We start from the raw sequence: 24,966 nt of genomic DNA on the forward strand, positions 1-24,966 counted from the left end.
TACAGATTAAAGCAATTTTTCGTTATTTGTTTGCAGATGTAGTCTGCATGCTAATATCCTTCGAAGGATTTTTTACATTTGTAGTATTGACAAGCCCGTTATGGAATTTTGCGATCTCAAAAAACAATACTTAGCTTATAAAAAAGAAATTGATTCTGCGATTCAATCCATAATCAATTCGTCTTCGTTTATTAACGGAAGTGAAATCAATCTACTAGAAGAAGAATTGGCCAATTATACTGGAGTGAAAAACGCCATATGTTGCAGTTCCGGAACCGATGCACTACTTCTGTCACTAATGGCCTACGACATCAAACCCGGTGATGAAATTATCTGTCCCGCTTTTAGTTACATTGCGTCAGCATCCATGATTAGCTTCTATAAAGCGAAACCTGTCTTCGTTGACGTTTCTTTGTCTGATTTCAACATTGATGCATCCAAAATTGAAGAAAAAATTACCTCGAAAACAAAAGGAATTATCGCAGTTTCATTATTCGGACAGTGTGCCAATTTTGCCGAAATCAATTCCATCGCAAAAAAACACGGACTTTGGGTAATTGAAGACGGTGCTCAATCATTTGGGGCGTCGTATTTTGGTAAGTTCTCAGGTAATCTCACAGAAGTTGGAACTACTAGTTTCTTCCCTGCGAAACCTTTAGGGTGTTATGGTGATGGAGGCGCCCTTTTTACGAATGATGATGAGTTAGCAGAAAAAATTAAAATGCTTCGAGGGCACGGACAGGAAAAACGCTATGCCCATAAATACATTGGAATTAATGGAAGGATGGACACTTTGCAAGCTGCTATTTTAAGGGTGAAACTGAAGTATTTCAATGAAGAACTGGCTGTTCGAAATCGGGCCGCAAAACTCTACAGTCACATACTGAAAAGCCTGGTCGAGACTCCACAAATCATCCCAGAAAAAACCAGCACATGGGCTCAATATACTATTCGGACAAAAAACCGGGACGGGTTGAAAAATGCATTGCAAAAGCAAAATATTTCAAGCATAGTACATTATCCAATACCACTTCCAAAACAGGAAGCGTTTAAAAATGATATTGATCCTACTGAGAAATTCCCGATAGCTGATGAACTTTCCGAAACAGTTCTTTCGTTACCTATACACGGACTGATTACCGAAAAAGAAATTGAAACGGTAGCTGGTGCTATCAAAACCTATTTTACTCATGAGTAAGTATTTCAAACATCAGACTGCTTGCATTGACGAGCCGGTTTCAATCGGAATTGGAACGAAAATTTGGCATTTCAGCCATGTAATGAGTGGTGCTAAAATTGGGGAAAACTGTATTTTAGGGCAGAACACATTTGTTGGTGGAAAAGCAAAAATTGGTAACCGAGTAAAAATACAAAACAACGTTAGCATCTACGATTCTGTCGTCTTGGAAGACGACGTATTCTGCGGTCCCAGCTGTGTTTTCACCAATGTCAACACACCCCGATCATTTATCGAAAGAAAGGATGAATTCCAGAAAACACTTGTAAAAAAAGGCACTACAATTGGTGCAAATGCAACGATCGTTTGCGGAGTCACAATTGGGGAATATGCATTTATCGGAGCAGGTGCAGTGATTATTGAAAACGTCAAACCTTTTGCTTTAATGGTGGGTGTTCCTGCCAAACAAAAAGGCTGGGTCAGCAAATCAGGAGCAGTTTTGGATGAAAGCTTGGTTTGTCCGGAAACCGGTGAAAAGTATCAATTCAAAAATGACCAACTTGAAATAATTGAAGCATGAATTTAAAAGAACAAATACTTCAAAAGATTGACCAATCAGACATACAGGTTGGAATAATCGGATTAGGTTATGTTGGACTCCCGCTGGCAGTTAATTTCGCACTCGCCGGAGTTCGTGTTGTTGGGTTCGACAAATCGGAAGAAAAAATTTCAAAGATAAAAAGTGCTGAAAATTATATTGGTGATTTAAAGGATGAAGAATTAGAAGAAGTTATAGCAAACGGGAAACTGGAAGTATCATCTGATTATAGGGAATTGGCGAATTGCGATGCAATTCTGATTTGCGTGCCTACGCCTCTGGATGTTTTCAAAAAGCCAGAAATGAAACATATTCACGAAGCTTGTGAAGAAATTGGCAAGTACATGAAAACAGGAACGTTTGTATGCCTTGAAAGCACTACCTACCCTACCACAACCGAGCATTTCATTCTTCCTATTCTCACCGAAAAATCGGGACTAAAAGAGGGAGCAGATTTTTGGCTGGCCTTCTCTCCTGAACGAGTTGACCCGGGAAATAAAGAGTACAATACTCGCAATACGCCAAAAGTACTGGGAGCACTAACCAACGACGGTTTGGAAATTGGCAAAGCAATCTATCAAAAAGCAATCGACTCAATTCACACGGTTAGTTCTCCTCGGGTAGCAGAAATGGTGAAAATCCTGGAAAACACGTATCGGCTAGTCAACATTAGTTTGGTGAACGAGCTTGCACTGTTATGTGGAAAAATGGATATCAACATTTGGGAAGTCATTGATGCTGCCAATACCAAACCATATGGTTTTCAAGCATTCTACCCAGGCCCTGGAGTTGGAGGGCACTGCATTCCATTAGACCCATTCTACCTGGAACACATCGCTAAAAAATTTGGATTCGATTTAAGCATGATCCATACTGCCGGACACATCAATAATATGATGGCACACCGCATGACCATTAAAATTACTTCAGCATTAAATCGGCATAAAAAATCGATTAATGGGAGTAAAATCCTTTTCCTGGGAATCACTTACAAGCCAAATATTGATGATACCAGAGAGTCCCCCACTTTGAAAATAATGGATGAAGTTGCAAATAAGGGAGGAGAAGTTTTCTATTCAGATCCGTATGTTGACAAAACAAAAACTGAAGGAGGATTGGTTTTCAAATCTTCGAGCTACTCCGCAGACTTGCTCAAAGAAATGGATTGCGTGGCCATCAGTACAAATCATGATCAATTTGAAGCTGACTTTATACTGGAAAACTCGAAGTTGATCGTTGACCTGCGAAATGTGATTAAGGATTCATCAGAAAAAGTATACAAACTGTAACATGAAGAATTTTGCCCTTATTGGAGCTGCCGGGTACATTGCAGAAAGGCATTTAAAAGCCATTAAAGAAACTGGAAACAATTTACAGGTTGCTTTCGATCAATTTGACGTAATGGGCCGGATCGATAGCTATTTCCCAAACGCTGAATTTTTCCTGAATAAAGATACTTTCGAATACTATCTCAAAGAGCAGCGAAGCAGCAACCAGCCTGTTGATTATACAACTATTTGCTCTCCTAATTTTTTACATGCTGAACATATTCAACTTGCGCTGAATAATCAAACTTCGGCAATCTGCGAAAAGCCTTTAGTTTTATATCCAAATGAAATTGAGATTCTGGAAAAAACGGAAAAAGAAACAGGCAAAAAAGTTTTTAATGTCCTTCAGTTAAGGCTTCACCCGTCCATCATTGCCTTGCGTGAAAAGATATTGAATGCTCCAAAAGATAAAATTTACGATGTTGATCTCACTTACATCACCTCTCGTGGAAAGTGGTATTTTAAAAGCTGGAAAGGTGATGTGAAAAAGTCAGGGGGAATAGCAACAAACATTGGTATTCATTTTTTCGATATGCTAAGCTGGATTTTTGGTGAAGCACGACAAAGCAAGGTCCATCTTTTTGAAAAAGATAAAGCTGCCGGCTTCCTGCAATTGAAAAATGCAAACGTTCGATGGTACCTTAGCCTTGACTATAACGATATTCCAAACGAAGCCAAAGGAAACGGAATGCGCACCTACCGATCTATAAATATTGAAAATGAAGAAATTGAATTTAGTGGTGGCTTTACTGACTTGCATACTCAAACCTATCAGAACATCCTTTCTGTCAATGGATTCGGAATAGAGGAAGCTAAGCCTTGTATTTTATTAACCCATGAAATTCGAAATTCAAAACCTCTTGGAAAGATTGGAGATTTTCATCCATTGTTAAGCAATTAAAAAAGCCGCTCTGAAACAACAGAACGGCTATTTAAATTGATACTGATTATTACTATGCTAGTTTAAAATATTCTTGTATTGGTCATTGATCAAGTCGGGTAAAAAGCTTGCAATCATGTCCAGCACTTTACTTTCCTCAATAGCAGTATTACTAATAATTTTTTGACTGGCTAGCCCTTCAATTTTTAGTACTTGTGAACAAAGATTCTCAGGAACTTGTATCTCTGAAGGTTTCATTTGCTTGATACCAAATCCGTTTTTCCCATTCACGTATTTTACCTCAAAATAACTGTTACGCACAATGTACTCCATTCCATTTCTTGTTTCATTGAGAGTAACCAAAACAGGCCTTTTGGACTCGCCATAGGTGATTTCCCATGTCTTTTGAATTGCTTCTCCTTTTGTTTGAACTTCTTTTGGAGAGATTTTATAATCGTCGTTGAAAACGAGGTTATTGCCAGCATTTACGGAAGAAAAAAGAACAATAAATGCAACTAATAACAGTCCTGTGTAAAATTGTTTTTTATTCATGATGCTTATTTTAAATTGTTTGATTGTTTATGACATCGGCAAAAGTATGCCAGAGGGAAATACAATATCCTGACAAAAAACAGGTTTTTCTTTTGTTAAAAAAAACCAACTTTCAAATTGAAAGCAAAATGACATTACAAACGAAATTTTCTATAAAAAACGATTAAAAACATTTAAGAATTGACTTAAAACAATTATTATCTTATAATTTTTCAAGAATATTTTCTACAACATAAAACACAAAGCTTCAACCACACACACCTAACGAACAGCCATTTAACCAAATTTCATTTTTTAGAATAGTATCTGGACAGATGGAATATTTCGAAAAATGTCGATAATCAAAGACAAAAGACTTTCAAATTAAAACTAAAACACACAATACAGACAAAAAAAGGCTTCCTTTCGGAAGCCTTTGAAGTATATTTTTTGAAATTTAAAATTATGCCAGGTTTGCAAATAACTTTTTAAATCCAATTTGATCTGAAACAATTCCCTTCAATTCAGAAATTGCGACTCTATCCTGCTCCATGGAATCACGGAAACGAATAGTCACTGTTTGATCTTCCAATGTTTGGTGATCGACAGTTACACAAAATGGAGTACCAATGGCATCCATCCGGCGATAACGCTTACCAATCGAATCCTTCTCGTCGTACTGACATTTGAAATCAAATTTCAAGTCATCGATAATCTCACGTGCTTTCTCTGGCAGGCCATCTTTTTTCACCAATGGCATTACGGCCAATTTAATTGGTGCCAATTGAGCAGGCAATTTCAGTACAACTCTCGTATCCACTTTCCCATTTGAACTGGTCACTTCTTCTTCACAATAACTGGCAGCCATAACCTGCAAGAACATACGATCAACACCAATCGATGTTTCCACTACAAATGGAACATATGATTTACCTTCTTCCGGATCAAAATACTGAATCTTCTTACCTGAGAATTCCTGATGCTGCGAAAGGTCAAAATCAGTACGTGAGTGAATTCCCTCAACTTCCTTAAAACCAAATGGGAATTTATATTCTACATCAACAGCAGCGTTGGCGTAGTGTGCCAATTTCTCGTGTTCATGGAAACGGTAGTTGTCATCACCAAAACCAAGAGCACGGTGCCAGCTCATTCGTGTTTCTTTCCATTTGTTAAACCAGTCTAGTTCAGTCCCTGGCTTTACAAAAAACTGCATTTCCATTTGCTCGAATTCACGCATACGGAAAATAAATTGACGTGCCACGATTTCATTACGAAAAGCTTTACCAATTTGAGCAATACCAAATGGCAACTTCATGCGACCGGTTTTTTGCACGTTTAGGTAATTGACAAAAATTCCCTGAGCTGTTTCAGGACGAAGGTAAACTTTTAGTGCTCCGTCAGCTGTTGATCCCATTTCAGTTGCAAACATCAAATTAAACTGGCGAACATCTGTCCAGTTTCGACTTCCACTGATTGGACATGCAATCTCCTGATCAATAATGATCTGCTTTAGCTCTTCAAGATTACTGTCATTCAATGCTTTTGAAAACCGCTCATGCAAATCATCCCATTTTTGTTGGTTTGCCAATACCCTAGGATTAGTTTCACGAAATTGCTTTTCATCGAACGAATCTCCAAAACGTTTTTGTGCTTTGGCAACTTCCTTAATCATCTTTTCCTCAAACTTCGCCAATTGTTCTTCAATCAACACATCTGCACGATATCTCTTTTTTGAATCTTTATTATCAATTAGAGGATCATTAAATGCATCAACGTGGCCGGAAGCTTTCCAAATAATAGGGTGCATAAAAATAGCAGAGTCAATCCCAACAACATTTTCATGAAGCAGCACCATGCTATCCCACCAATATTTTTTGATATTATTTTTTAATTCAACTCCATTCTGTCCATAGTCGTAAACTGCTCCAAGCCCATCATAAATTTCACTCGATTGAAACACATATCCATATTCTTTACAATGAGCTACCAGCTTCTTGAAAATATCTTCCTGCGACATAATTTTTGGTTTAATTCTATTTTCGGGATTAATCTATTTCTTCAAAGTCAACATATTCACCTTCATCTTTCGAAAAGTGGGAATCTTTTCTTCGGTCAGATTCTATTGTCACATCACCTTCTCTTTGCTTCTCTTGACGTTGAAAATTTCCTTGAGAATTTGGCTGATTGGTAAACAAAGGAATCAGTACTTTAGTGACAAATCGTATCAAATAATAAATTGCGACAATTATCAATAAAGTGCGAAAGAAGTTCGCTAAAAAAAGTAATACATTTATTTTAACCATAACGATTGAAAATCAGCGGCTGTAAAATTAGCAATTAATTACAAAACACACATCGCTCAAACTCAAAAAGAAATATTACGATACAAGCAATATTGATTTCTTAACTCTCAATTAAAAATTGGGCACATTCAATTTTAGAATATTTTTACCTTTGCTGAAAAATTAAAGTAATGCCAAAATATAAAAGGATACTTTTAAAATTAAGTGGTGAATCGCTCATGGGAAGCCAGGAGTATGGAATTGACCAACAACGATTGCAGGAATATGCATCCCAAATTAAGGAAATTGCCCAAATGGGTGTTCAGGTGGCAATTGTAATAGGTGGTGGAAACATTTTCAGGGGCTTAAGCGGAGCGGCAAAAGGCTTTGACCGGGTAAAAGGTGACCAAATGGGAATACTGGCAACGGTAATTAATAGCCTGGCATTAAATTCCGCCCTTCAAGCTTTAGATATAAAATCAAAAGTGTTAACAGCCATCCGAATGGAACCTGTTGGTGAATTCTACTCAAAGGACAAAGCAGTTGAATTGCTTGAAAAAGGCGAAGTAGTCATTTTTTCGGCAGGAACCGGAAACCCATACTTCACTACCGATACAGGTTCTTCGCTAAGAGGAATTGAGATTGAAGCAGACGTCATGCTGAAAGGAACCCGGGTTGATGGAATATATACTGCAGATCCTGAAAAAGATCCTTCGGCTGAAAAATTTGACAGCATTTCTTTTGACGAAATTTACAATCGTGGACTTAAAGTGATGGATCTTACCGCTACTACTATGTGTAAAGAAAACAACCTGCCAATAGTTGTATTCAATATGGATGAAACCGGCAATTTAAAAAAGGTTTTGAGCGGTGAAAAAATTGGAACTTTAGTCCACCTTTAAAATATATTGTAGAGCATTTTTCACTAAATAACTTGAGAAATTTTAAGGATTCTTTAATTTTTTCTATATTTGCTCTCAGCACAAAAATGAACTGACCATATCACATTTATGGAAGAAGAAGTACAATTTATACTTGATGTTTGTAAAGAAAAGATGGAAGCTGCCATTGAACATTTGGAAAACGAATTAGTTCATATACGTGCAGGTAAGGCTTCTACGCGAATGTTAGACGGTGTTTTGGTTGATTACTACGGTAGTATGACAGCTTTAAATCAGGTTTCTAACATTAGCACACCAGATGCAAGAACAATTGCAATTCAACCTTGGGAAAAATCAATGATTACTCCTATTGAAAAAGCAATTATCAATGCAAATCTGGGTTTTAATCCCGATAATAACGGGGAGATCATTCGCATCAACGTTCCGCCACTTACTGAAGAACGAAGAAGATCACTAACCAAGCAGGTTAGTCAGGAAGGCGAAAATGCAAAAGTAAGCTTGCGAAGTGCAAGAAAAGATGCAAATGATGCTTTAAAAAAGTTGTTGAAAAATGGTTTGTCAGAAGACCTTGAAAAAGATGCAGAAGCAGACGTTCAGGAAATGACAAACGACTTCAGCAAAGAAGTTGAACAGCAACTTGAGGATAAGAATAAAGAGATTTTAACGATATAATTGTTTCTAGTTTTCTGTTTTCTGAACATTGTTTAATTGTTTTCATGGCTTTGAGGCAGCTTGTTGAAGCTGCCTTTTTTTTGTCTTAAAATTCGCCAGATCCCAAAATCTTTCACCTCAATCATTTTCAAAATTCTTCGCTTTAAGTTACTTTTAACCTGATTGATTTTTCTTTTTTTTCAGAACTATCTAATCTTAAATAATTAAAAAAACACTTAAGAAGTCATTTCATGATAGGATTGGTAGATTATCACATGCACAGCATACTTTCAGATGGGAAGAATTCTTACGAAGAAATGATCAAAAAAGCCATTTCATTGGGGTTGGATGAGATTGGTTTTAGCGATCATTTTTGTCTTAAACCAGTTGACTGGGCGATTTCAACCATTGACCTGCCCGTAATGGAAATGCAAATATTAGAGTTGAAAGAAAAATATGCTGATCAAATAACCATTCGTTTTGGAATCGAAATGGATTACTTCCCCGAACATGAAGATGAAATCCGACAGGCAATCAGCAAACTTCCACTCGACTACGTAATTGGATCTGTTCATTTCATTGGTGATTGGAACTTTGATACCGACAAATCACTTTATGGCAAATGGTCAAACGACGAACTATATCAAATGTATTACAAACTAGTTCAACTAGCTGCTAAGTCTGGCTTGTTTGACACGATTGGCCACATGGATATTATTAAAAAATTCCGCGTCTACCCAGAAACCAATCAAGACCAACTAATTGAAGACACCCTTAAAATAATCAAAGATAACAACCTGGTAGTTGAACTAAACACCGGTGGAATAGACAGGCCCTGTACTGAATTCACTCCCAGTCCAGAAATTATTAAACGTTGCCACTACTATCACATTCCACTAACTGTATCTTCGGATGCTCACAAAGTCGATCAAATTGCGCGTCATTATGAAACAGCTATTGACTATCTCAGGGAAATTGGAGTTGAAGAAATTGTCACCTTTGATCAACGAAGAAGAGGTACCTTACGAATATAAGAATGCAGGGAAATATTTTTGATTCATTAGCGTTTTCAACGAATATGTTTCACAGATTGGAACGGTATGACAAAAGTTGTACCCTCAGATAAATCAGAAATTGTATCTTTGACGTCTAATTTTCGGTTAATGGAAGATTTCGCAGAAAGCTTACTGAAAAAAATAAATGCCCCATCTGATCTTCGACAATTAAAATTGGAAGATCTTCCACTTGTATGTGAGGAATTGAGACAATTTATTATTGAGCAGGTATCCAACAATCCGGGCCACCTTGGTGCTAGCCTTGGCGTAGTTGAACTTACAGTTGCTCTTCACTATACTTATAATACTCCTTATGATTTATTGGTATGGGATGTCGGCCATCAGGCTTATGGCCATAAAATATTGACCGGCAGACGAGACACCTTTCATACCAATCGGAAATATAAAGGAATCAGTGGCTTTCCAAAACCATCTGAAAGTGAATACGACACATTTGGAGTTGGACATGCAAGCACGTCAATTTCTGCTTCATTAGGAATGGCTGTTGCAGCTTCTCTGAAAAAAGAGAATGACCGCAAAATTGTAGCTGTTATTGGAGATGGGTCTATGACCGGTGGTATGGCTTTTGAAGGACTAAACAATGCTGCCGTTAATAATTCAGATTTACTAATCATCCTGAACGACAACAATATGGCTATCGACCCCAACGTTGGGGGAGTCAGCAATTATTTGCTTAATATTTCCAAATCAAAACCGTACAACAGGCTCAAACAAGATGTATGGAATGCGCTTGGACGAATCTACAAGTTAGGTCGAAAAGCCCGTCGTGTTGTTCAAAAAACAGAAGGTGCCATAAAGGCTGCATTATTAAAAGAGTCAAACCTTTTTGAAAGCTTGGGCATTCGGTATTTTGGACCTGTTGATGGTCATGATGTTGATTACCTTGCAAAAGTATTAAAGGATTTGCGTGATATTCCGGGGCCAAAACTACTTCATGTGATCACAAAAAAAGGGAAAGGGTTCAAACAAGCTGAATTGAATCAGACGGTTTATCATGCTCCTGGAAAATTTGACAAGGAAACCGGAGAGATACTTGATTGCGAATGCGTATTAAATAAGCCTCCCAAATTTCAAAACGTTTTTGGGAATACATTGGTTGAGCTTGCCGAAATGAACGATAAAATAGTAGGCGTAACACCTGCTATGCCAACTGGTAGTTCCCTCAATATAATGATGGAAAAAATGCCAGATCGGGCCTTTGATGTGGGAATTGCGGAACAACATGCTGTTACCTTCTCTGCAGGAATGGCCAAACAAGGTTTAATTCCATTCTGTAATATATACTCGACATTTATGCAACGATCATATGATCAAGTTGTACATGACGTTGCCACACAGAACTTAAATGTAGTTTTTTGCCTGGATCGAGGTGGACTTGTTGGGGCCGATGGAGCAACCCACCATGGAGTATTTGACATTGCCTATATGAGGAATATTCCAAATATGATCGTCTCTGCGCCTATGGATGAGATTGAATTGCGCAATTTAATGTATACAGCCCAACAGGAAAACATGGGACCTTTTTCAATAAGATACCCAAGAGGTTGCGGATGCAAAATTGAATGGAAACAAGAATTTGAAGCTATTGAAATTGGCAAAGCCAGAACAATCAACGAAGGGAGTGATCTTGCAATCCTCAGTATTGGAACAACAGGAATCCACACATCCAGAGCGGTTAAATCGCTTGAAAAAGAAGGATACAGCGTTGCTCATTACGACATGCGCTTTGTAAAACCCTTGGATTCCGAATTACTGCACAAAGTCGGCAAAAACTTTTCAAAAATCATTACCGTTGAAGATGGAGTCGTACAAGGAGGATTTGGGTCGGCAATTTTAGAATTCATGGCAGATCATCAATACAATCCACAAGTAGTTAGATTAGGCGTTCCTGACCAATTTATCGAACATGGGACTCCGGATGAACTTCAAAGAGATTGTGGATTCGATCAAAAAGGAATTTATCACACAGCTATTGATTTGCTAAAATCAGATTTGTAATTTGTGCTATACTTTTTCCGGTTATACTTCGTTTTGCAACCAGAACTAAATCGAAACAACTTTGGAACTTTATTCAAAAAAGCGCCGTTGGAAAATTATCTTGCTGTTATCGGCCATTCTGATTGGTGGAGCAAGTTTAAGCTACACCAACTGGTTGGTACAAAAAATGTCTGTTGAAGAACGTAAAAATGTTTCTATTTGGGCAGAAGCAACCAAAAGAATGGCAAAACCAGAACTTAACGCCAATGAGAATATGTCCTTCTTGCTCAACATCATTGAGCAAAACACATCGATCCCAATTATAGTGGCTGACAAGTATGATAGCATCAAAGTAGAGAAAAACATTGAATATCCGGTAAAAAGGAAAAAACAGGTTCTTGCGAATGAGTTGAAAAAGATGAAAGAACATGAAGCCCCAATCGAAATTAAACTATCAGAAGAAGAATCGCACTATTTATATTACAGAGAATCCAGTTTACTTCGAAATCTGAGATTATTCCCGATCGTACAATTTGCCGTGATCATGCTTTTCATTACCGTATCATATTTGGCATTTAGCGCCTCACGAAAAGCCGAACAAAACCAAGTATGGGTGGGAATGTCAAAAGAAACCGCTCATCAACTAGGAACTCCCATCTCTTCATTAATGGCATGGATCGAACTTTTAAAAATGCAAGATGTAAAAGAGGAAATGATTACCGAATTTGAGAAAGACATCAATCGATTAGAGAAAGTAACCGAACGTTTTTCAAAAATTGGCTCTGCTCCGGAATTAGTTACCGATGATCTACGCGATGTGATAAAATCATCCGTAAGTTATCTCGAAAGCCGCTCACCCAAGAAAATTAAATTTGTACTCGATTTTGGACAGGATCACCATTATTTTGCGCCCCACAATGTTGCTCTGTTTAGTTGGGTTATTGAAAATCTGTGCAAAAATGCAATTGATGCAATTGAAAATGAAGGTGTAATTGGACTTCATTTATCAGAAAAAAATGGAAACATTGTACTTGACATCAGCGATAATGGAAAAGGAATTCATAAAAGTCTGCAGAAAAATATTTTCAGACCAGGTTTTACTACAAAAAAACGAGGATGGGGCCTTGGGCTATCATTATCTAAGCGTATAGTTGAGAATTATCACAATGGAAAAATATTCATTAAACAATCTGAATTAGGACGCGGTACTACTTTCAGGATCATCATTCCAAAAGCCTGATTTTTTCAACAATTTTATAAAGTATAATTCACTGAATAAAAGAAACCTTGAGATTGAAAAATATTCATTGTTAAAAAAATCAGTAAATTTTCGCTGTTTGTTTATTTTTTATACTTTTGCAACACTTTTTTCGAAGCAATGACACAATTATCTAAATACAACATTGCTTTCAAAGGACTTGGACAAGGAAAGCATGAATTTGAATTCCAGATAGGAAAACGGTTCTTTGAATATTTCGACGGCGGGATTGCCGAAGATGGGAATGTTGATGTTAAAGTCACTCTCGAAAAACAGAGTTCTTTGATGGCACTATGGTTTCAGGTCAAAGGAACGGTTGGCATACAATGCGATCGTTGCTTGGATTTATTTGATCAGCCAATTGAAAGTGAAAATAAAATCTTCATAAAATATGGAGAAGAAACTTTTGATGAAGGCGATGATGTTATTTGGGTAAGTCCAACTGATCATCAGGTAAATGTTGGGAAATTGATCTACGATTTTATTATTTTATCTATTCCAATTCAACACGTTCATCCTGAGAAACCAAATGGGAAAAGTAATTGCAACCCGGAAATGCTTGAAAAGATTAGCGGCATGAGCTATCTTGAAAAACCAACAGAGGAAACGGATTCAAGATGGGATGAATTGAAAAAATTATTAGATAACGAATAAAGATTTTTTAAAATGGCACATCCAAAACACAAAATTTCAAAATCCAGAAGGGATAAGAGAAGAACACATTACAAGACTTCGCCAGCAACATTGGCAACTTGTTCAAATTGTGGCGCCACTGTAAAATATCACACTGTTTGCCCAGAATGTGGTTATTACAGAGGAAAACTAGCAATTGAAAAAGACGTAACTGTTTAAGACCCTCATAAGATGATCAGAAGCTTATAGCTTCTGATCTTTTTTTGCCTATTTAGTTTAATTTTCGACCATTTTAATTGATTGTTTTAAAACGACTTACGAGGATTCTTTTGCCCAAAATTTCTTTGTTCTTCAAATTTTTCATCCTATCTTTCGCCCTTAATTATCTAAGAAATATTAGTTGTTCATTAACAAACTACAGATTCCGTTTAAGGTTCTGTTTTATTGATTGATAAAAGTTTTTGACTATGCAAAATATTCATGCTGCAATTACAGGTATTGGAGCATTTTTGCCTGAATACAGGCTAACAAACGAAGAGATCAGCACGATGGTCGATACTTCTGATGAATGGATCATGCAACGTATCGGCATCAAAGAAAGAAGAATCTTAAAAGAAAGTGACAAAGCTACTTCCGACATGGGAGTCGAAGCTATCAATCAACTCCTGCAGAAGACAAATACCAGTCCGGATGAGATCGATTTAGTTATCTGTGCCACAATAACCCCGGACAGACCCTTTCCTGCAACTGCAAATATTATCAGTAGAAAGGCCCGTTTAACCAACGCCTGGAGTTTTGACTTAAGCGCCGCTTGCTCAGGGTTTGTATTTGCACTAACAACGGGAGCGAAATTTGTTGAAAGTGGTCAATACAAAAAAGTGATTGTGGTTGGTGCTGATATGATGTCAGCCATTACTGACTATACAGACCGAAGCACGTGCCCTCTTTTTGGAGATGGAGCCGGAGCAGTTCTTCTGGAACCAACAACAGAAGAAATTGGCGTAATGGATCACATCAATCGCACGGATGGCAAAGGCAGACATTATCTGCATATGAAAGCCGGAGGATCTAAAAGACCTGCTTCAATTGAAACGATACAAAACAGGGAGCATTTTGTCCATCAGGATGGCAAAACTGTATTTAAATATGCGGTATCACGAATGGCTGATGTCGCTGTTGAAATAATGGAGAAGAACGACATCACCCCGGAGAACTTAGCTTGGTTGGTTCCTCACCAGGCAAATATGCGTATCATCGATGCTGTTGCTCGCCGTATGCAAATTGACTCCGAGCAGGTAATGATCAACATTCAAAAATACGGAAATACAACAGCAGCTACTATCCCACTCTGCTTATATGACTATGAAAAGCAGTTGAAAAAAGGGGATAATATTATTCTGGCTGCTTTCGGAGCAGGATTTACGTGGGGATCAGTGTATTTGAAATGGGCCTATAATTCTTAAACAAATATAAAAAATCGAACATGAGCCGTCTGCTAATAAAAAGCCATCAGGATTTTGAAAAATATGTTGGTCAAAAACTAGGTGTTTCTGCTTATCACACGGTTACACAAGAACAAATTAATCAATTTGCCAGTGCAACTCTTGACCATCAATGGATACATACTGACCCTGAGCGGGCTAAAACCGAGGGGTTATTTGGAAAAACAATAGCTCATGGCTACCTGACGCTTTCCCTGCTTCCGATGATGTGGGAACAAGTTGTGCAAGTTGAAAACTTCAAGATGCTGGTTAATTACGGTATTGACAGCTTTAAATTTGGCCAACCCGTCCTTGTTGACAGCAATGTGAGAACACACGTTTGGTTAAAAGCAATAACCAACCTGCGAGGAATTAGCAAGGTTCAGTTAAAAGTTTCTATGGAAATTGAAGGAAATAAGAAACCAGCATTCGATGGAGAGCTAGTATTCTTGTATCATTTCAATAATTAAGTAGGGTTGTGTTAGTTGCCAGCCTTTTATCTTTTTTTAACACTCGGTGGACTAAAATTCATTTTTATTCGTTCCTATTTACAACGAAAGCTTACTATATTTGATGTTTCACAAAAAAAAGATCATGGCAAAGACTTATGCAGAAGCTGAATCCCAGGCAATCAACCTGATTGGCAAGGGTACAAAAATCAAAGGAGATATTATTTCTGATGGTGACATTCGAATCGATGGTGAGCTTACGGGCAATCTTCAATGCGCAGGAAGAACTGTTGTTGGAGTATCAGGAAGCATCAATGGAGAAGTTCGTTGTAAAAATGGAGATGTCTCTGGTTTTGTAAAAGGTAAAATGCAGGTTGCAGAATTACTTAGTCTAAAAGCTTCAAGCAAAGTTCAAGGTGAAGTAACAACCGGAAAAATAAGCATCGAACCTGGAGCGTTATTCTCTGGATCGTGCCAAATGGGCGAACAAGCCAAAAATGAAGAACAAAAAGGACTTAAAAAAGCCTAAGAGAAATCTTGACCAATTTATTCGCTATTCCAGTCTTGCATTCGAGATGGCAGCAATTATGGTCATGGGTGTATTTGCTGGAATAAAAATTGATGATTGGCTTAATTTGTCATTTCCAATATTTACACTGGTTTTAATGATTCTTGCTGTTATTGGTGCCATTTATCACGCGATTAAAAAATTTTTGCCATGAATCCATTAATGAAACGCTTTTTGTTACGCACTTCAGTTTTAACATCCACATTTTTTTTAAGCGGGTATGTTCTTTACACTCAGATTATTCCGGAATATTACGTTTCATCATTGCCATTTGCCCTACTTTTTTTCTATTTGGTAACAAACCTTGTTCACTTTTATTTGTTAAAAATTGCCGACAAAGATATGCCGAAGTTCGCTCCCCGCTTTATGGGAACGAGCTTTTTAAAAATGTTGGTTTATTTGATTTTCGGAATCGTGATTGCACTTTTTAATAGAGAAGAAGCAAAAGTGTTCCTGGCAAATTTCCTATTTATGTATATCTGCTTTTCTGTCCTTGAAGTTTATGAAATTACGAGGGTAGTTAAATCAAAAAAATTAGATTGAATCTTCTGAAATTTTTAGTATTTTAGGGAGACTATTTCAAAAGTTAACATACTGACAGCTATAGCCTTTATGAAGCCTACTATATTTACAAAAATCAGTTCAATTCTGTTAGTCTTACTAATCGTTGGATTTTCATCACAAACAATTCTGGCAGAAGAACATACCACAAACGAACATTCAGCAAATGCCAAACACGAAATGCAAGAAGAGGGTTTCAACCCCGGTGAATTTGTAATCCATCACGTTTCGGATGCTTTTGAGTGGCACATTGCTTCATTTGGAGAAACACATATCAACATTCCGCTTCCAATTATTCTATACAGTGAAAATACTGGTTGGAATTTCTTTATGTCTTCCGCTTTTCATCATAGTGCAGACGGAGTTCATAATCATTTCAGAATTTCGCATGAAGGAGAGAATACAGGAAAAATCGAAGAATTAAATGAACAGGGAGAAGTCATAGGTCTCCCGATTGATTTATCAATCACAAAGGCAGTTGCCGGCGCGATGTTCAGCGTAATCCTTATTTTATGGATATTCCTTAGTGTTGCCAAATCAGCAAAAAGAAGCGCAGGGCAAGCACCAAAAGGACTGCAAAATTTAGTAGAGCCGATTATTCTATTTATAAGAGACGAAGTTGCGAAGCCTGCAATTGGAGATAAAAAATATGAGAAATTCATGCCATTCCTATTAACGGTTTTTTTCTTTATCCTGATAAACAACTTCATGGGTTTAATTCCCATCTTCCCATTTGGAGCAAATGTAACTGGAAATATAGCTGTTACTATGGTACTAGCACTATTTACATTCGTAATTACCAGTCTGAACGGGAATAAACATTACTGGAAGGAAATTTATAATCCAGATGTACCTTGGTGGTTAAAATTCCCTATCCCATTAATGCCAATCGTTGAATTATCCGGAGTTATTACCAAACCCTTTGTATTGATGGTTCGTTTGTTTGCAAATATGATGGCCGGGCATATGATAGTTACGGTATTTGTTAGTTTGATCTTCATATTTGCCAGTATGATGGGACCAGTAGCAGGAGGATTAATCAGTCCGGTTTCTGTCGCATTTTCGGTTTTCATTTTATTGCTTGATGTATTGGTTTCATTCATTCAGGCTTATGTTTTCACATTATTGTCAGCCCTTTATTTTGGGATGGCTACATCAGAACATCACTAGTTTTAACACAATAAATTCAATCGTATGTTATCAGCAATTTTAACAGTGATTTTACAAGCAGCCGCCGGGGCTACCCTCGGTAAAATGGGAGCTGCTCTTGGTGCAGGTTTAGCAGCAATTGGTGCAGGTATGGGTATCGGTAAAATCGGTGCCAGTGCCATGGAGGCAATTGCACGCCAACCAGAAGCCAGCGGTGATATCCGTTCAAACATGATCGTATCCGCTGCTTTGATCGAAGGTGTTGCCTTCTTTGCTGTGATCATCTGTGCTTTAGTAATTTTCGTTTAAGGAAATTTAATTTTGGCTATCCGCTCCCGGGATTGCCGGGAGGCTGGATAGCATCAACTAAAAAAGAAAAAACTATGGGATTTGTTACTCCGGATTACGGAACCATATTTTGGATGGTAATCATCTTTGGGGTGGTACTTTTTATCCTGAAGAAATTTGCATGGAAACCAATTCTCAATGCTTTAAAAGATCGAGAAGTTTCTATTGCAGATGCACTGTCATCTGCTGATAAAGCGCGCAAAGAAGTCGAAGGATTAAAGTCTGATCATGAAAGAATTATTGCTGAAGCTCGTAAAGAGAAAGATGTAATTTTGAAAGAAGCCAAGGAGGTAAAAGACAAGATTTTGTCTGAAGCAAAAACTCAGGCTGCGAAAGAAGGGCAAAAGATTGTTGAATCTGCAAGACAACAAATTGAAGCGGAGAAGAAAGCCGCTATCAACGAAATGAAAGAGCAAGTAACGGAACTTTCAGTGATGGTTGCAGAAAAGATTATCCAAAAGGAATTAAAAGAAAAGAACGTTCAGGAAAATATGGTCCAAGACCTCCTGAAAGATCTGAAATTGAAATAATTTATGGATCAAAGTAAAATAACAGTTCGATACGCAAAAGCTTTCTTCAGCCTGGCTAAAGAAAAGAATCAACTTGATGCATTTAAAGCTGATGTTGAAATTATAGTTCAACTGACTAAAGATAGCAATGATTTCAATTTACTTTTAGAAAGTCCGGTTATTAAGACTTCTCAAAAAGTGAAGTTGATCGAAGCTGTTTTTAAAGGGAAAATTGAAAAGCTTACCCTGCAATTCTTAAAATTAATAACTAAGAACAAGCGAGAAGTACATCTTCCCGGAATTTGCAGAAACTTTCTAGATTTATATCGGAAAGATCAAGGTGTAAAATCTGCTGTTATAACCAGTGCAATCCCATTAAACAAAGATATTTTAGCACAAGTACAGAAAAAGCTCGAATCCAGTTTCAAGACCAAAGTAGAGCTGGATGAAAAAGTAAATGAAGAACTCATTGGAGGATTTGTGCTTCGAGTTGATGACCAGCAAATTGATGCCAGCATTGCAACACAATTGCGTAAGGTCAAAGAACAATTATTACAAACCGAAATCAATAAGTAAAAAAGAATACAATGGCTGATATTAAACCCGCTGAAGTATCCGCGATACTGAAACAACAACTGGAAGGCTTTAAATCGGAAGCCGAATTGGAAGAAGTTGGAACAGTGCTCCAGGTTGGTGATGGCATTGCTCGTATTTATGGGCTTTCCAATGTCGAATCAAACGAAATGATTGAGTTTGAAGATGGCATGAAAGGAATTGTACTTAACCTTGAAGAAGATAACGTGGGTGCAGTACTACTGGGTCCTTCAGAACACATAAAAGAAGGAGATACTGTAAAGCGCCTCCAACGCATTGCATCGATTGAAGTTGGAGAAGGCGTTTTGGGACGTGTTATAAATACCATTGGTGAACCAATTGATGGTAAAGGAGGAATTCTTGGTGAAAAATTCGAAATGCCTTTGGAACGAAAAGCTCCAGGTGTAATCTACCGTCAACCAGTAAACCAGCCATTGCAAACAGGTATTAAGGCAATCGACGCAATGATTCCTATTGGGCGGGGACAACGTGAGTTAATTATTGGCGACCGCCAAACAGGGAAAACAGCAGTAGCTATTGATACGATTATTAACCAACGTGAAAATTTTGAACAGGGCACGCCAGTCTATTGTATTTATGTAGCTGTCGGTCAAAAAGGTTCCACTGTCGCCAATATTGCCCACACCCTGGAACGTTACGGCGCAATGGAGTATACAACAATCGTGTCAGCGACAGCTTCAGATCCGGCAGCCTTACAATATTATGCACCATATGCAGGTGCTGCAATTGGTGAATATTTCCGTGATACTGGTCGTGACGCACTGATTATTTTTGATGACTTATCAAAACAAGCAGTTTCATATCGTGAGGTATCTTTGTTGCTTCGTCGTCCACCAGGTCGTGAAGCGTATCCAGGAGACGTATTTTACCTTCACTCTCGCTTACTGGAACGTGCTGCTAAAATTATTGCATCTGACGATATTGCGGCTCAAATGAACGATCTTCCAGATTGTTTAAAAGATAAAGTAAAAGGAGGTGGTTCATTAACTGCTCTTCCAATTATTGAAACACAGGCAAGTGACGTTTCTGCATACATTCCAACAAACGTAATTTCCATTACGGATGGTCAAATTTTCCTTGAATCCAACTTATTCAACTCTGGGGTCCGTCCGGCTATTAATGTGGGTATTTCGGTATCCCGTGTTGGTGGAAATGCACAAGTAAAAGCGATGAAAAAGATTGCTGGTACGTTGAAACTCGACCAGGCTCAGTTCCGCGAATTGGAGGCTTTCTCAAAATTTGGATCTGATTTGGATGCAGCCACCATGCGCGTACTCGATAAAGGACGTAAAAACGTGGAAATTCTGAAACAGGGTCAATATGCACCAATTAAAGTCGAACATCAAATTGCAATTATTTACTGTGGAGCTAATGAGTTATTGAGGAATGTACCTGTTGAAAAAGTAAAAGCTTTTGAAAAAGATTTTATTGAATTAATGGAAATGCAATATCGCAATATTCTCGACGAACTTAAAATAGGAAAGCTTTCTGATGAAGCGACTAAAACTATTGAAAAAGTAGCAGCAGAAGTCGCCGAACGATTTAAATAGAGATTGATTCATTCCATAGGTAATTCAATCACTCAATCATTAAAAAATGGCCAGTTTAAAGGAAATACGAACCCGAATCTCATCTGTAAAAACAACCAGACAGGTAACCAGTGCTATGAAAATGGTATCTGCTGCGAAGCTAAAAAAAGCTCAGGATGCTATCATGCAAATACGGCCCTACGCTGATAAATTACATGAAATACTCAGCTCATTAAGTGCAAGTCTGGAAAATTCTGAAGACTCAATTTTTACTCAAAACAGGGCAGCTGAGAAAGTCCTTTTAGTATTGATTAGTTCAAATCGTGGATTGTGTGGAGCATTTAATTCAAGTATTTCAAAAACTGCAGTTGAATTGGCTTTAACCAAATACGAACAGCAAACAAGACTGGGAAATCTAGAGTTTCTTGTAATTGGCAAACAAGGCGAAAAATATTTGAAATCTAAAAAGTTAGGAGTTACGGGAAATGCAAATGACATATTTGATAATCTGAAGTTTGATCCAGTAGCGGAATTAGCAGAAGCAATTATGAACGATTTCGTATCAAAAAAATACGATCGAATTGAATTGGTATATAACCAATTTAAAAATGCTGCTGTTCAAATTTGTACTACTGAGCAATTTCTCCCTGTAGAAATTGAGGAGGAAGAAGGTCCGAAGACTCTAATTAATTATAACTTCATTTACGAACCATCAAGGGAGTATATTGTCAAGGAATTGATCCCAAAATCACTGAAGATTCAATTTTACAAAGCATTGCTTGATTCAAATGCAGCAGAACACGGTGCCAGAATGACTGCAATGCATAAAGCCACCGATAATGCGACAGATTTGATCAAAGAACTTACGTTGACATTTAATAAAGCACGTCAGGCTGCAATTACCAATGAAATTCTTGAAGTAACAAATGGAGCAGAAGCTTTAAACGGATAAAATAAATGATTTTACATTTCATAAAAAAAGGAGCTAATTTGGCTCCTTTTCTATTTAAATTATTTCTCTATTTAAAAAGTTCGTTCACTAACTAATTTTCCCTGAGAATTATATTTTTTCCAAACACCAGATTTTTCGCCATTTTCATAATTCATTTCATAAAGTAAATTTCCTTCATCATCCCAAACCATCCATTTCCCATGCTTTAAACCATCCTTATAATTAGCAACTCCAACTTTTTGCTTTTTTTCATTATAAATAGTCCATTTTCCATGCATCTTATTATGCTTGTAACTCCGTATTTCCTGAAGTTCTCCATTTTCAAAATACACCTTTACTTCTCCATCCTTTTCACCATTTACAAGGTTCATTTCCATCATTGTTTTTCCGTTGTCGTAATATTGGACGTAGGAACCAGAATATGGAGTGGAATCGGAATAATAAATACCATCAACCTTCTTTATATCTTGTGCCTTTACCTGAATTGTAAACAACAATAAAACTGCTATAACAAATACTAATCTTTTCATTGTAACCTCCTTTTCTATATAAATCAATTCGACTCCTAATTTTAATCCAAGGTTAACTTCAATAGCTGTCAGTTAACAAATAATTATCGTTAAATTTTCAACACACCTCCTAGTCTTGACATACGCGAACCAATTAATAATAGAAATTATTTTAAAAGTATTAAACTTTTTCTGAACATGGAAAAGCCGCTCCTGCTCTCAGAAGCGGCTGTCAATCTTAAGTATATGCTTAATCAGGCAACTAATTCTTTGTTTCCAATTTCAAATTTACCTGATTACTTTTGAGACTCACCTGAACGTTCTTTACTGATTTTGCCTGGTAAGAAACATACGAAGCTGATAAGTTATATTTTCCAGTTTTCACATTATCTAACTGATAATTTCCATCAAAATCTGTGTATGCTACCTTATTTGTTCCTTCCAAAACAACTTTTACCCCAACTAATGGTTCGGCTGTAACTTCATCCAAAATATTTCCATTAATTGAAGTCATTTCTACTTTTTCAGTGTCAACTGAAGACTTTTTTTCGACTATGCCAGCATCTACTACTGAAGAAAATGCGACAAACAACATGATAAATAAAATGGCTTTCATCTTCCTATATTTTTAATTTCAATGTAAAATTAGGGTGATAAGATTAGGGGCTAATTACAATAAAATTAAAGTTTGATTAATTCAATAGAATACAACGAGCAAATAATCAAGAAAGAAATAACACATTTACTGAAACCTGGTCAGGATTGTCTATTACGGGTATTAAAAAAGCCTTAAACATCACCATGATTGCCTAAGGCCTTTTTATATTTTGCATGTAATGCCAACTTTTTTATGACATTACATTAAGTCTTTTCAACTAACGTCCGAGTCCAAATGTTTCGGGATACATTATCGCTACAGTAATCATTGTGATAATGAAAATTATTAACACAATAAAGAATAACATTACTCCAACTTTATACCGTTTATTACTTTTTTCTAGTTGAGTAACTGATAAAATCTTATTTATTTTACTCACCATTTTTTTAAGTGCCATCTGATCTTTAACGATGTAATCATATGCTCCATATTTCATAGTATTAATAGCAATATCAATACTATCCTGACCAGACAAGAAAATAAACTCAACATCAGGAGCAACGCGTTTCGCCTTCTTTAGCACCTCAATCCCATTCATTCCCTCTAACAAATAATCCTGAATCACAATCTTGGGTTGCTTAGTCATTGCTGCTAATGCTTCCTCTCCTGTATAGAAAGCCTCAACATTCTCAAACTTGTTGGTTTTCAGGAAACTTATGATTAATTTATTATAAACGTGATTGTCTTCAACGACAAAAATCAATGGGTTTTTATTGTTTTGCATAATCGAAATATAAATATTTTAATATCCTGAAATCGAGATTCTGCTTTCTTAAAACATGATAAATTTAGTAAAAAATAGCACAACTAAATTTAAAAACGGCACTTTTCATCTTTTCGGTATATCATAATGCAGGTTTTTGTATATTTTTTTAGTCAAGCTACTTCAGATTCTTTTACTTTGTAAAAAGCTTTTAATATGTTATTAGCCATCGATATTGGGAATTCCAACATTGTTTTTGGGATCAACAAAAATGAACAATGGAATAATGTTTGGCGCATTCAAACTGATGCCTTAAAAACAGCCGATGAATATGAAGTAATCTTCCGCTCCTTATTTACCAATGGAAAAGTTTGTAGAAATGATATATCAAATGTAGTTATAAGCAGTGTTGTCCCGTCACTCGTAAATGATTTTGTTGAGCTAATAACAAACCTGACCAATCAAAAAGCTCTAATCGTTGTTCTTAGATTTACCAAAAACTTCCTCTCAAAATTTTAAATCCTTATGAAATAGGAACGGATTTGGTAGCCAATGCCATTGCAGCTCAAGCAAAATGTAAAGGTAATTGCATGGTCATTGACTTTGGGACTGCTCTTACTTTTACAACAATTTCAGAAGAAGGGGAAATTTTGGGAGTGGCTATTGCCCCCGGATTAAGAACCGCAATTAAATCTCTTGCAGGAGATACAGCTCAATTACCGCATGTAAAATTAGAAACACCCCCATCGGTGCTTGGCAAAAATACTGTTCATGCAATTCAATCTGGAGTAATCGTTGGCTTTACCGGATTGGTGGAGCACATAATAGTGCAAACAGAAAAAACTTTAAATAGTAACATTACAGTAATTGCAACGGGAGGACTTTCAGCATCTATTGCAGAACAAACCAACAAAATTCATCGTTTGGAGAAGAATCTCACCCTTGATGGTTTGAAAATTATCGGCGAGATTTGTTTTGGGTAGAAGATTGTTAAAAGTTTTAAAAATCAATGCTTTAATTTAAACGCTTGGCAGAACGTTGGGTCTAAAAATCAATTCAATAATTTACGAACCCAAAATTAAAGCGATGAAACAAAGAATTTTAACAATGAGTCTATCTGTTCTTATGCTTTTTTGTATAACAACAGTAAATGCCCAAATTGACAAACAAGAACACAACGAACGAAGGCCAAGAATGGAAAGATTTTCTAAAAAAGGGCATAATGGAGAAAAGCCCCAAAAGCTATTAACAGAAGAACAGAAAGAAAGCTTCAAGAAAATCAGACTTCAAAGTATGAAAGATGCAAAACCAATTCATGACGAATTGCGTGAACTTGAAGCACACCATCAAACATTGATAACAGCAGAACAGCCAAACCTCGCTAAGATTTATGCAAGCATTGAGAAAATAGGTAAATTAAAAACCGAACTGGCAAAAATCAGAGTAAAATCCAAAGTCGAAATGGAAAGTCAGCTAACTGATGAGCAAAAATTGAAAATGAACTATTTCGCAGAAATATCAAAGAACAGGCACAAAGATCAACCTCGACGAGATACTCACCAACGCGTAATGGAGTAAATAATTGATCGCACACACACTAAAATTAAGGTCGGAATTACATCCGGCCTTTTTTATTTTAATC

The 24,966-nt window shown here is 36.9% G+C and carries 31 protein-coding genes; 25 read left to right on the forward strand and 6 right to left on the reverse strand.

Features of this window, described 5'->3' with window-relative positions; translation table 11 throughout:
* The first annotated feature begins 100 nt into the window (after positions 1-100).
* From ACUNWD_RS12085 to ACUNWD_RS12100, 4 genes are read left to right on the forward strand one after another with little or no spacing between them, the layout of a single operon-like run.
* Positions 101-1,198, forward strand: coding sequence for a DegT/DnrJ/EryC1/StrS family aminotransferase (locus ACUNWD_RS12085; RefSeq protein WP_445588069.1), 1,098 nt, complete (start codon positions 101-103; stop codon positions 1,196-1,198).
* The gene (locus tag ACUNWD_RS12090; protein ID WP_445588070.1) at positions 1,191-1,757 is read left to right on the forward strand and encodes an acyltransferase; all 567 of its coding nucleotides are present in this window, start codon (positions 1,191-1,193) and stop codon (positions 1,755-1,757) included. The genes ACUNWD_RS12085 and ACUNWD_RS12090 overlap by 8 nt, the downstream gene beginning before the upstream one ends.
* Positions 1,754-3,064: a nucleotide sugar dehydrogenase gene (locus ACUNWD_RS12095; RefSeq protein ID WP_445588071.1), complete on the forward strand. Its 1,311-nt coding sequence runs from the start codon at positions 1,754-1,756 to the stop codon at positions 3,062-3,064. The genes ACUNWD_RS12090 and ACUNWD_RS12095 overlap by 4 nt, the downstream gene beginning before the upstream one ends.
* Before the next feature lies 1 nt (position 3,065).
* Positions 3,066-4,004, forward strand: coding sequence for a Gfo/Idh/MocA family oxidoreductase (locus ACUNWD_RS12100; RefSeq protein WP_445588072.1), 939 nt, complete (start codon positions 3,066-3,068; stop codon positions 4,002-4,004).
* A 57-nt stretch (positions 4,005-4,061) separates the two neighbouring features.
* Here ACUNWD_RS12100 and ACUNWD_RS12105 read toward each other — a convergent pair whose 3' ends face one another.
* The 3 genes from ACUNWD_RS12105 to ACUNWD_RS12115 all read right to left on the reverse strand — a co-directional run bounded on the left by ACUNWD_RS12105 (position 4,062) and on the right by ACUNWD_RS12115 (position 6,742).
* On the reverse strand, positions 4,062-4,535 hold the full coding sequence (locus ACUNWD_RS12105; protein WP_445588073.1) for a hypothetical protein: 474 nt from the start codon (positions 4,533-4,535) through the stop codon (positions 4,062-4,064).
* 442 nt (positions 4,536-4,977) lie between these two features.
* Positions 4,978-6,531 carry a glycine--tRNA ligase gene (locus tag ACUNWD_RS12110; RefSeq protein WP_445588074.1) on the reverse strand — a complete coding sequence of 518 codons (1,554 nt, stop codon included), beginning with the start codon at positions 6,529-6,531 and terminating at the stop codon, positions 4,978-4,980.
* Between the two features lie 28 nt (positions 6,532-6,559).
* Positions 6,560-6,742 carry a DUF4834 family protein gene (locus ACUNWD_RS12115; protein ID WP_445588075.1) on the reverse strand — a complete coding sequence of 61 codons (183 nt, stop codon included), beginning with the start codon at positions 6,740-6,742 and terminating at the stop codon, positions 6,560-6,562.
* 245 nt (positions 6,743-6,987) lie between these two features.
* Here ACUNWD_RS12115 and pyrH point away from each other — a divergent pair, with 245 nt between their 5' ends.
* From pyrH to atpG, 18 genes are all read left to right on the forward strand, one after another.
* Entirely contained in the window at positions 6,988-7,698 is a 711-nt protein-coding gene (gene pyrH / locus ACUNWD_RS12120) for a UMP kinase (protein WP_445588076.1), read from the forward strand.
* Positions 7,699-7,806: 108 nt separating this feature from the next.
* Complete coding sequence (gene frr, locus ACUNWD_RS12125) at positions 7,807-8,370, forward strand: ribosome recycling factor (RefSeq protein ID WP_445588077.1); 564 nt, start codon at positions 7,807-7,809, stop codon at positions 8,368-8,370.
* Between the two features lie 230 nt (positions 8,371-8,600).
* Complete coding sequence (locus tag ACUNWD_RS12130; protein WP_445588078.1) at positions 8,601-9,383, forward strand: histidinol-phosphatase; 783 nt, start codon at positions 8,601-8,603, stop codon at positions 9,381-9,383.
* A gap of 129 nt (positions 9,384-9,512) precedes the next feature.
* On the forward strand, positions 9,513-11,423 hold the full coding sequence (dxs, locus tag ACUNWD_RS12135; RefSeq protein WP_445588079.1) for a 1-deoxy-D-xylulose-5-phosphate synthase: 1,911 nt from the start codon (positions 9,513-9,515) through the stop codon (positions 11,421-11,423).
* Between the two features lie 61 nt (positions 11,424-11,484).
* Positions 11,485-12,642, forward strand: a complete 1,158-nt coding sequence (locus ACUNWD_RS12140; protein ID WP_445588080.1) for a sensor histidine kinase — start codon at positions 11,485-11,487, stop codon at positions 12,640-12,642.
* 138 nt (positions 12,643-12,780) lie between these two features.
* A complete protein-coding gene (locus ACUNWD_RS12145; RefSeq protein WP_445588081.1) occupies positions 12,781-13,314 on the forward strand; it encodes a YceD family protein in 534 nt (177 codons plus the stop codon).
* A 12-nt stretch (positions 13,315-13,326) separates the two neighbouring features.
* On the forward strand, positions 13,327-13,512 hold the full coding sequence (gene rpmF, locus ACUNWD_RS12150) for a 50S ribosomal protein L32 (RefSeq protein WP_445588082.1): 186 nt from the start codon (positions 13,327-13,329) through the stop codon (positions 13,510-13,512).
* Between the two features lie 248 nt (positions 13,513-13,760).
* Positions 13,761-14,756: a beta-ketoacyl-ACP synthase III gene (locus ACUNWD_RS12155; RefSeq protein ID WP_445588083.1), complete on the forward strand. Its 996-nt coding sequence runs from the start codon at positions 13,761-13,763 to the stop codon at positions 14,754-14,756.
* Positions 14,757-14,776: 20 nt separating this feature from the next.
* Positions 14,777-15,244, forward strand: a complete 468-nt coding sequence (locus ACUNWD_RS12160) for a MaoC family dehydratase (RefSeq protein WP_445588084.1) — start codon at positions 14,777-14,779, stop codon at positions 15,242-15,244.
* A gap of 124 nt (positions 15,245-15,368) precedes the next feature.
* Positions 15,369-15,752 (forward strand): bactofilin family protein, encoded by a 384-nt coding sequence (locus tag ACUNWD_RS12165; protein WP_445588085.1) that lies wholly within the window; start codon positions 15,369-15,371, stop codon positions 15,750-15,752.
* On the forward strand, positions 15,721-15,945 hold the full coding sequence (locus tag ACUNWD_RS12170; RefSeq protein WP_445588086.1) for an AtpZ/AtpI family protein: 225 nt from the start codon (positions 15,721-15,723) through the stop codon (positions 15,943-15,945). Before ACUNWD_RS12165 ends, ACUNWD_RS12170 begins: the two co-directional genes overlap by 32 nt.
* Complete coding sequence (locus ACUNWD_RS12175) at positions 15,942-16,334, forward strand: hypothetical protein (protein ID WP_445588087.1); 393 nt, start codon at positions 15,942-15,944, stop codon at positions 16,332-16,334. The genes ACUNWD_RS12170 and ACUNWD_RS12175 overlap by 4 nt, the downstream gene beginning before the upstream one ends.
* A gap of 69 nt (positions 16,335-16,403) precedes the next feature.
* Positions 16,404-17,522 (forward strand): F0F1 ATP synthase subunit A, encoded by a 1,119-nt coding sequence (gene atpB, locus ACUNWD_RS12180; protein WP_445588088.1) that lies wholly within the window; start codon positions 16,404-16,406, stop codon positions 17,520-17,522.
* A 24-nt stretch (positions 17,523-17,546) separates the two neighbouring features.
* Positions 17,547-17,810, forward strand: coding sequence for an ATP synthase F0 subunit C (atpE, locus tag ACUNWD_RS12185; RefSeq protein WP_445588089.1), 264 nt, complete (start codon positions 17,547-17,549; stop codon positions 17,808-17,810).
* 74 nt (positions 17,811-17,884) lie between these two features.
* Positions 17,885-18,379, forward strand: a complete 495-nt coding sequence (locus tag ACUNWD_RS12190; RefSeq protein WP_445588090.1) for a F0F1 ATP synthase subunit B — start codon at positions 17,885-17,887, stop codon at positions 18,377-18,379.
* A gap of 3 nt (positions 18,380-18,382) precedes the next feature.
* A complete protein-coding gene (atpH, locus tag ACUNWD_RS12195) occupies positions 18,383-18,934 on the forward strand; it encodes an ATP synthase F1 subunit delta (RefSeq protein WP_445588091.1) in 552 nt (183 codons plus the stop codon).
* Between the two features lie 11 nt (positions 18,935-18,945).
* Positions 18,946-20,523: a F0F1 ATP synthase subunit alpha gene (gene atpA, locus ACUNWD_RS12200; RefSeq protein WP_445588092.1), complete on the forward strand. Its 1,578-nt coding sequence runs from the start codon at positions 18,946-18,948 to the stop codon at positions 20,521-20,523.
* Between the two features lie 46 nt (positions 20,524-20,569).
* A complete protein-coding gene (gene atpG, locus ACUNWD_RS12205) occupies positions 20,570-21,454 on the forward strand; it encodes an ATP synthase F1 subunit gamma (protein ID WP_445588093.1) in 885 nt (294 codons plus the stop codon).
* 71 nt (positions 21,455-21,525) lie between these two features.
* On the opposite strand, the gene ACUNWD_RS12210 is transcribed toward atpG, so the two are convergent.
* The 3 genes from ACUNWD_RS12210 to ACUNWD_RS12220 form a co-directional block, all read right to left on the reverse strand.
* Entirely contained in the window at positions 21,526-21,984 is a 459-nt protein-coding gene (locus tag ACUNWD_RS12210) for a toxin-antitoxin system YwqK family antitoxin (RefSeq protein ID WP_445588094.1), read from the reverse strand.
* A gap of 241 nt (positions 21,985-22,225) precedes the next feature.
* Positions 22,226-22,579, reverse strand: a complete 354-nt coding sequence (locus ACUNWD_RS12215; protein WP_445588095.1) for a carboxypeptidase-like regulatory domain-containing protein — start codon at positions 22,577-22,579, stop codon at positions 22,226-22,228.
* A 259-nt stretch (positions 22,580-22,838) separates the two neighbouring features.
* Positions 22,839-23,345, reverse strand: coding sequence for a response regulator (locus ACUNWD_RS12220; RefSeq protein WP_445588096.1), 507 nt, complete (start codon positions 23,343-23,345; stop codon positions 22,839-22,841).
* Positions 23,346-23,540: 195 nt separating this feature from the next.
* Between ACUNWD_RS12220 and ACUNWD_RS12225 the strand changes: the two genes are divergently transcribed.
* The 3 genes from ACUNWD_RS12225 to ACUNWD_RS12235 all read left to right on the forward strand — a co-directional run bounded on the left by ACUNWD_RS12225 (position 23,541) and on the right by ACUNWD_RS12235 (position 24,902).
* Complete coding sequence (locus ACUNWD_RS12225; RefSeq protein WP_445588097.1) at positions 23,541-23,843, forward strand: type III pantothenate kinase; 303 nt, start codon at positions 23,541-23,543, stop codon at positions 23,841-23,843.
* Between the two features lie 23 nt (positions 23,844-23,866).
* Complete coding sequence (locus ACUNWD_RS12230; RefSeq protein ID WP_445588098.1) at positions 23,867-24,307, forward strand: type III pantothenate kinase; 441 nt, start codon at positions 23,867-23,869, stop codon at positions 24,305-24,307.
* A 103-nt stretch (positions 24,308-24,410) separates the two neighbouring features.
* Entirely contained in the window at positions 24,411-24,902 is a 492-nt protein-coding gene (locus tag ACUNWD_RS12235) for a Spy/CpxP family protein refolding chaperone (RefSeq protein ID WP_445588099.1), read from the forward strand.
* The last annotated feature ends 64 nt before the right edge of the window (positions 24,903-24,966 follow it).

The organism is Sunxiuqinia sp. A32 (assembly GCF_052690465.1).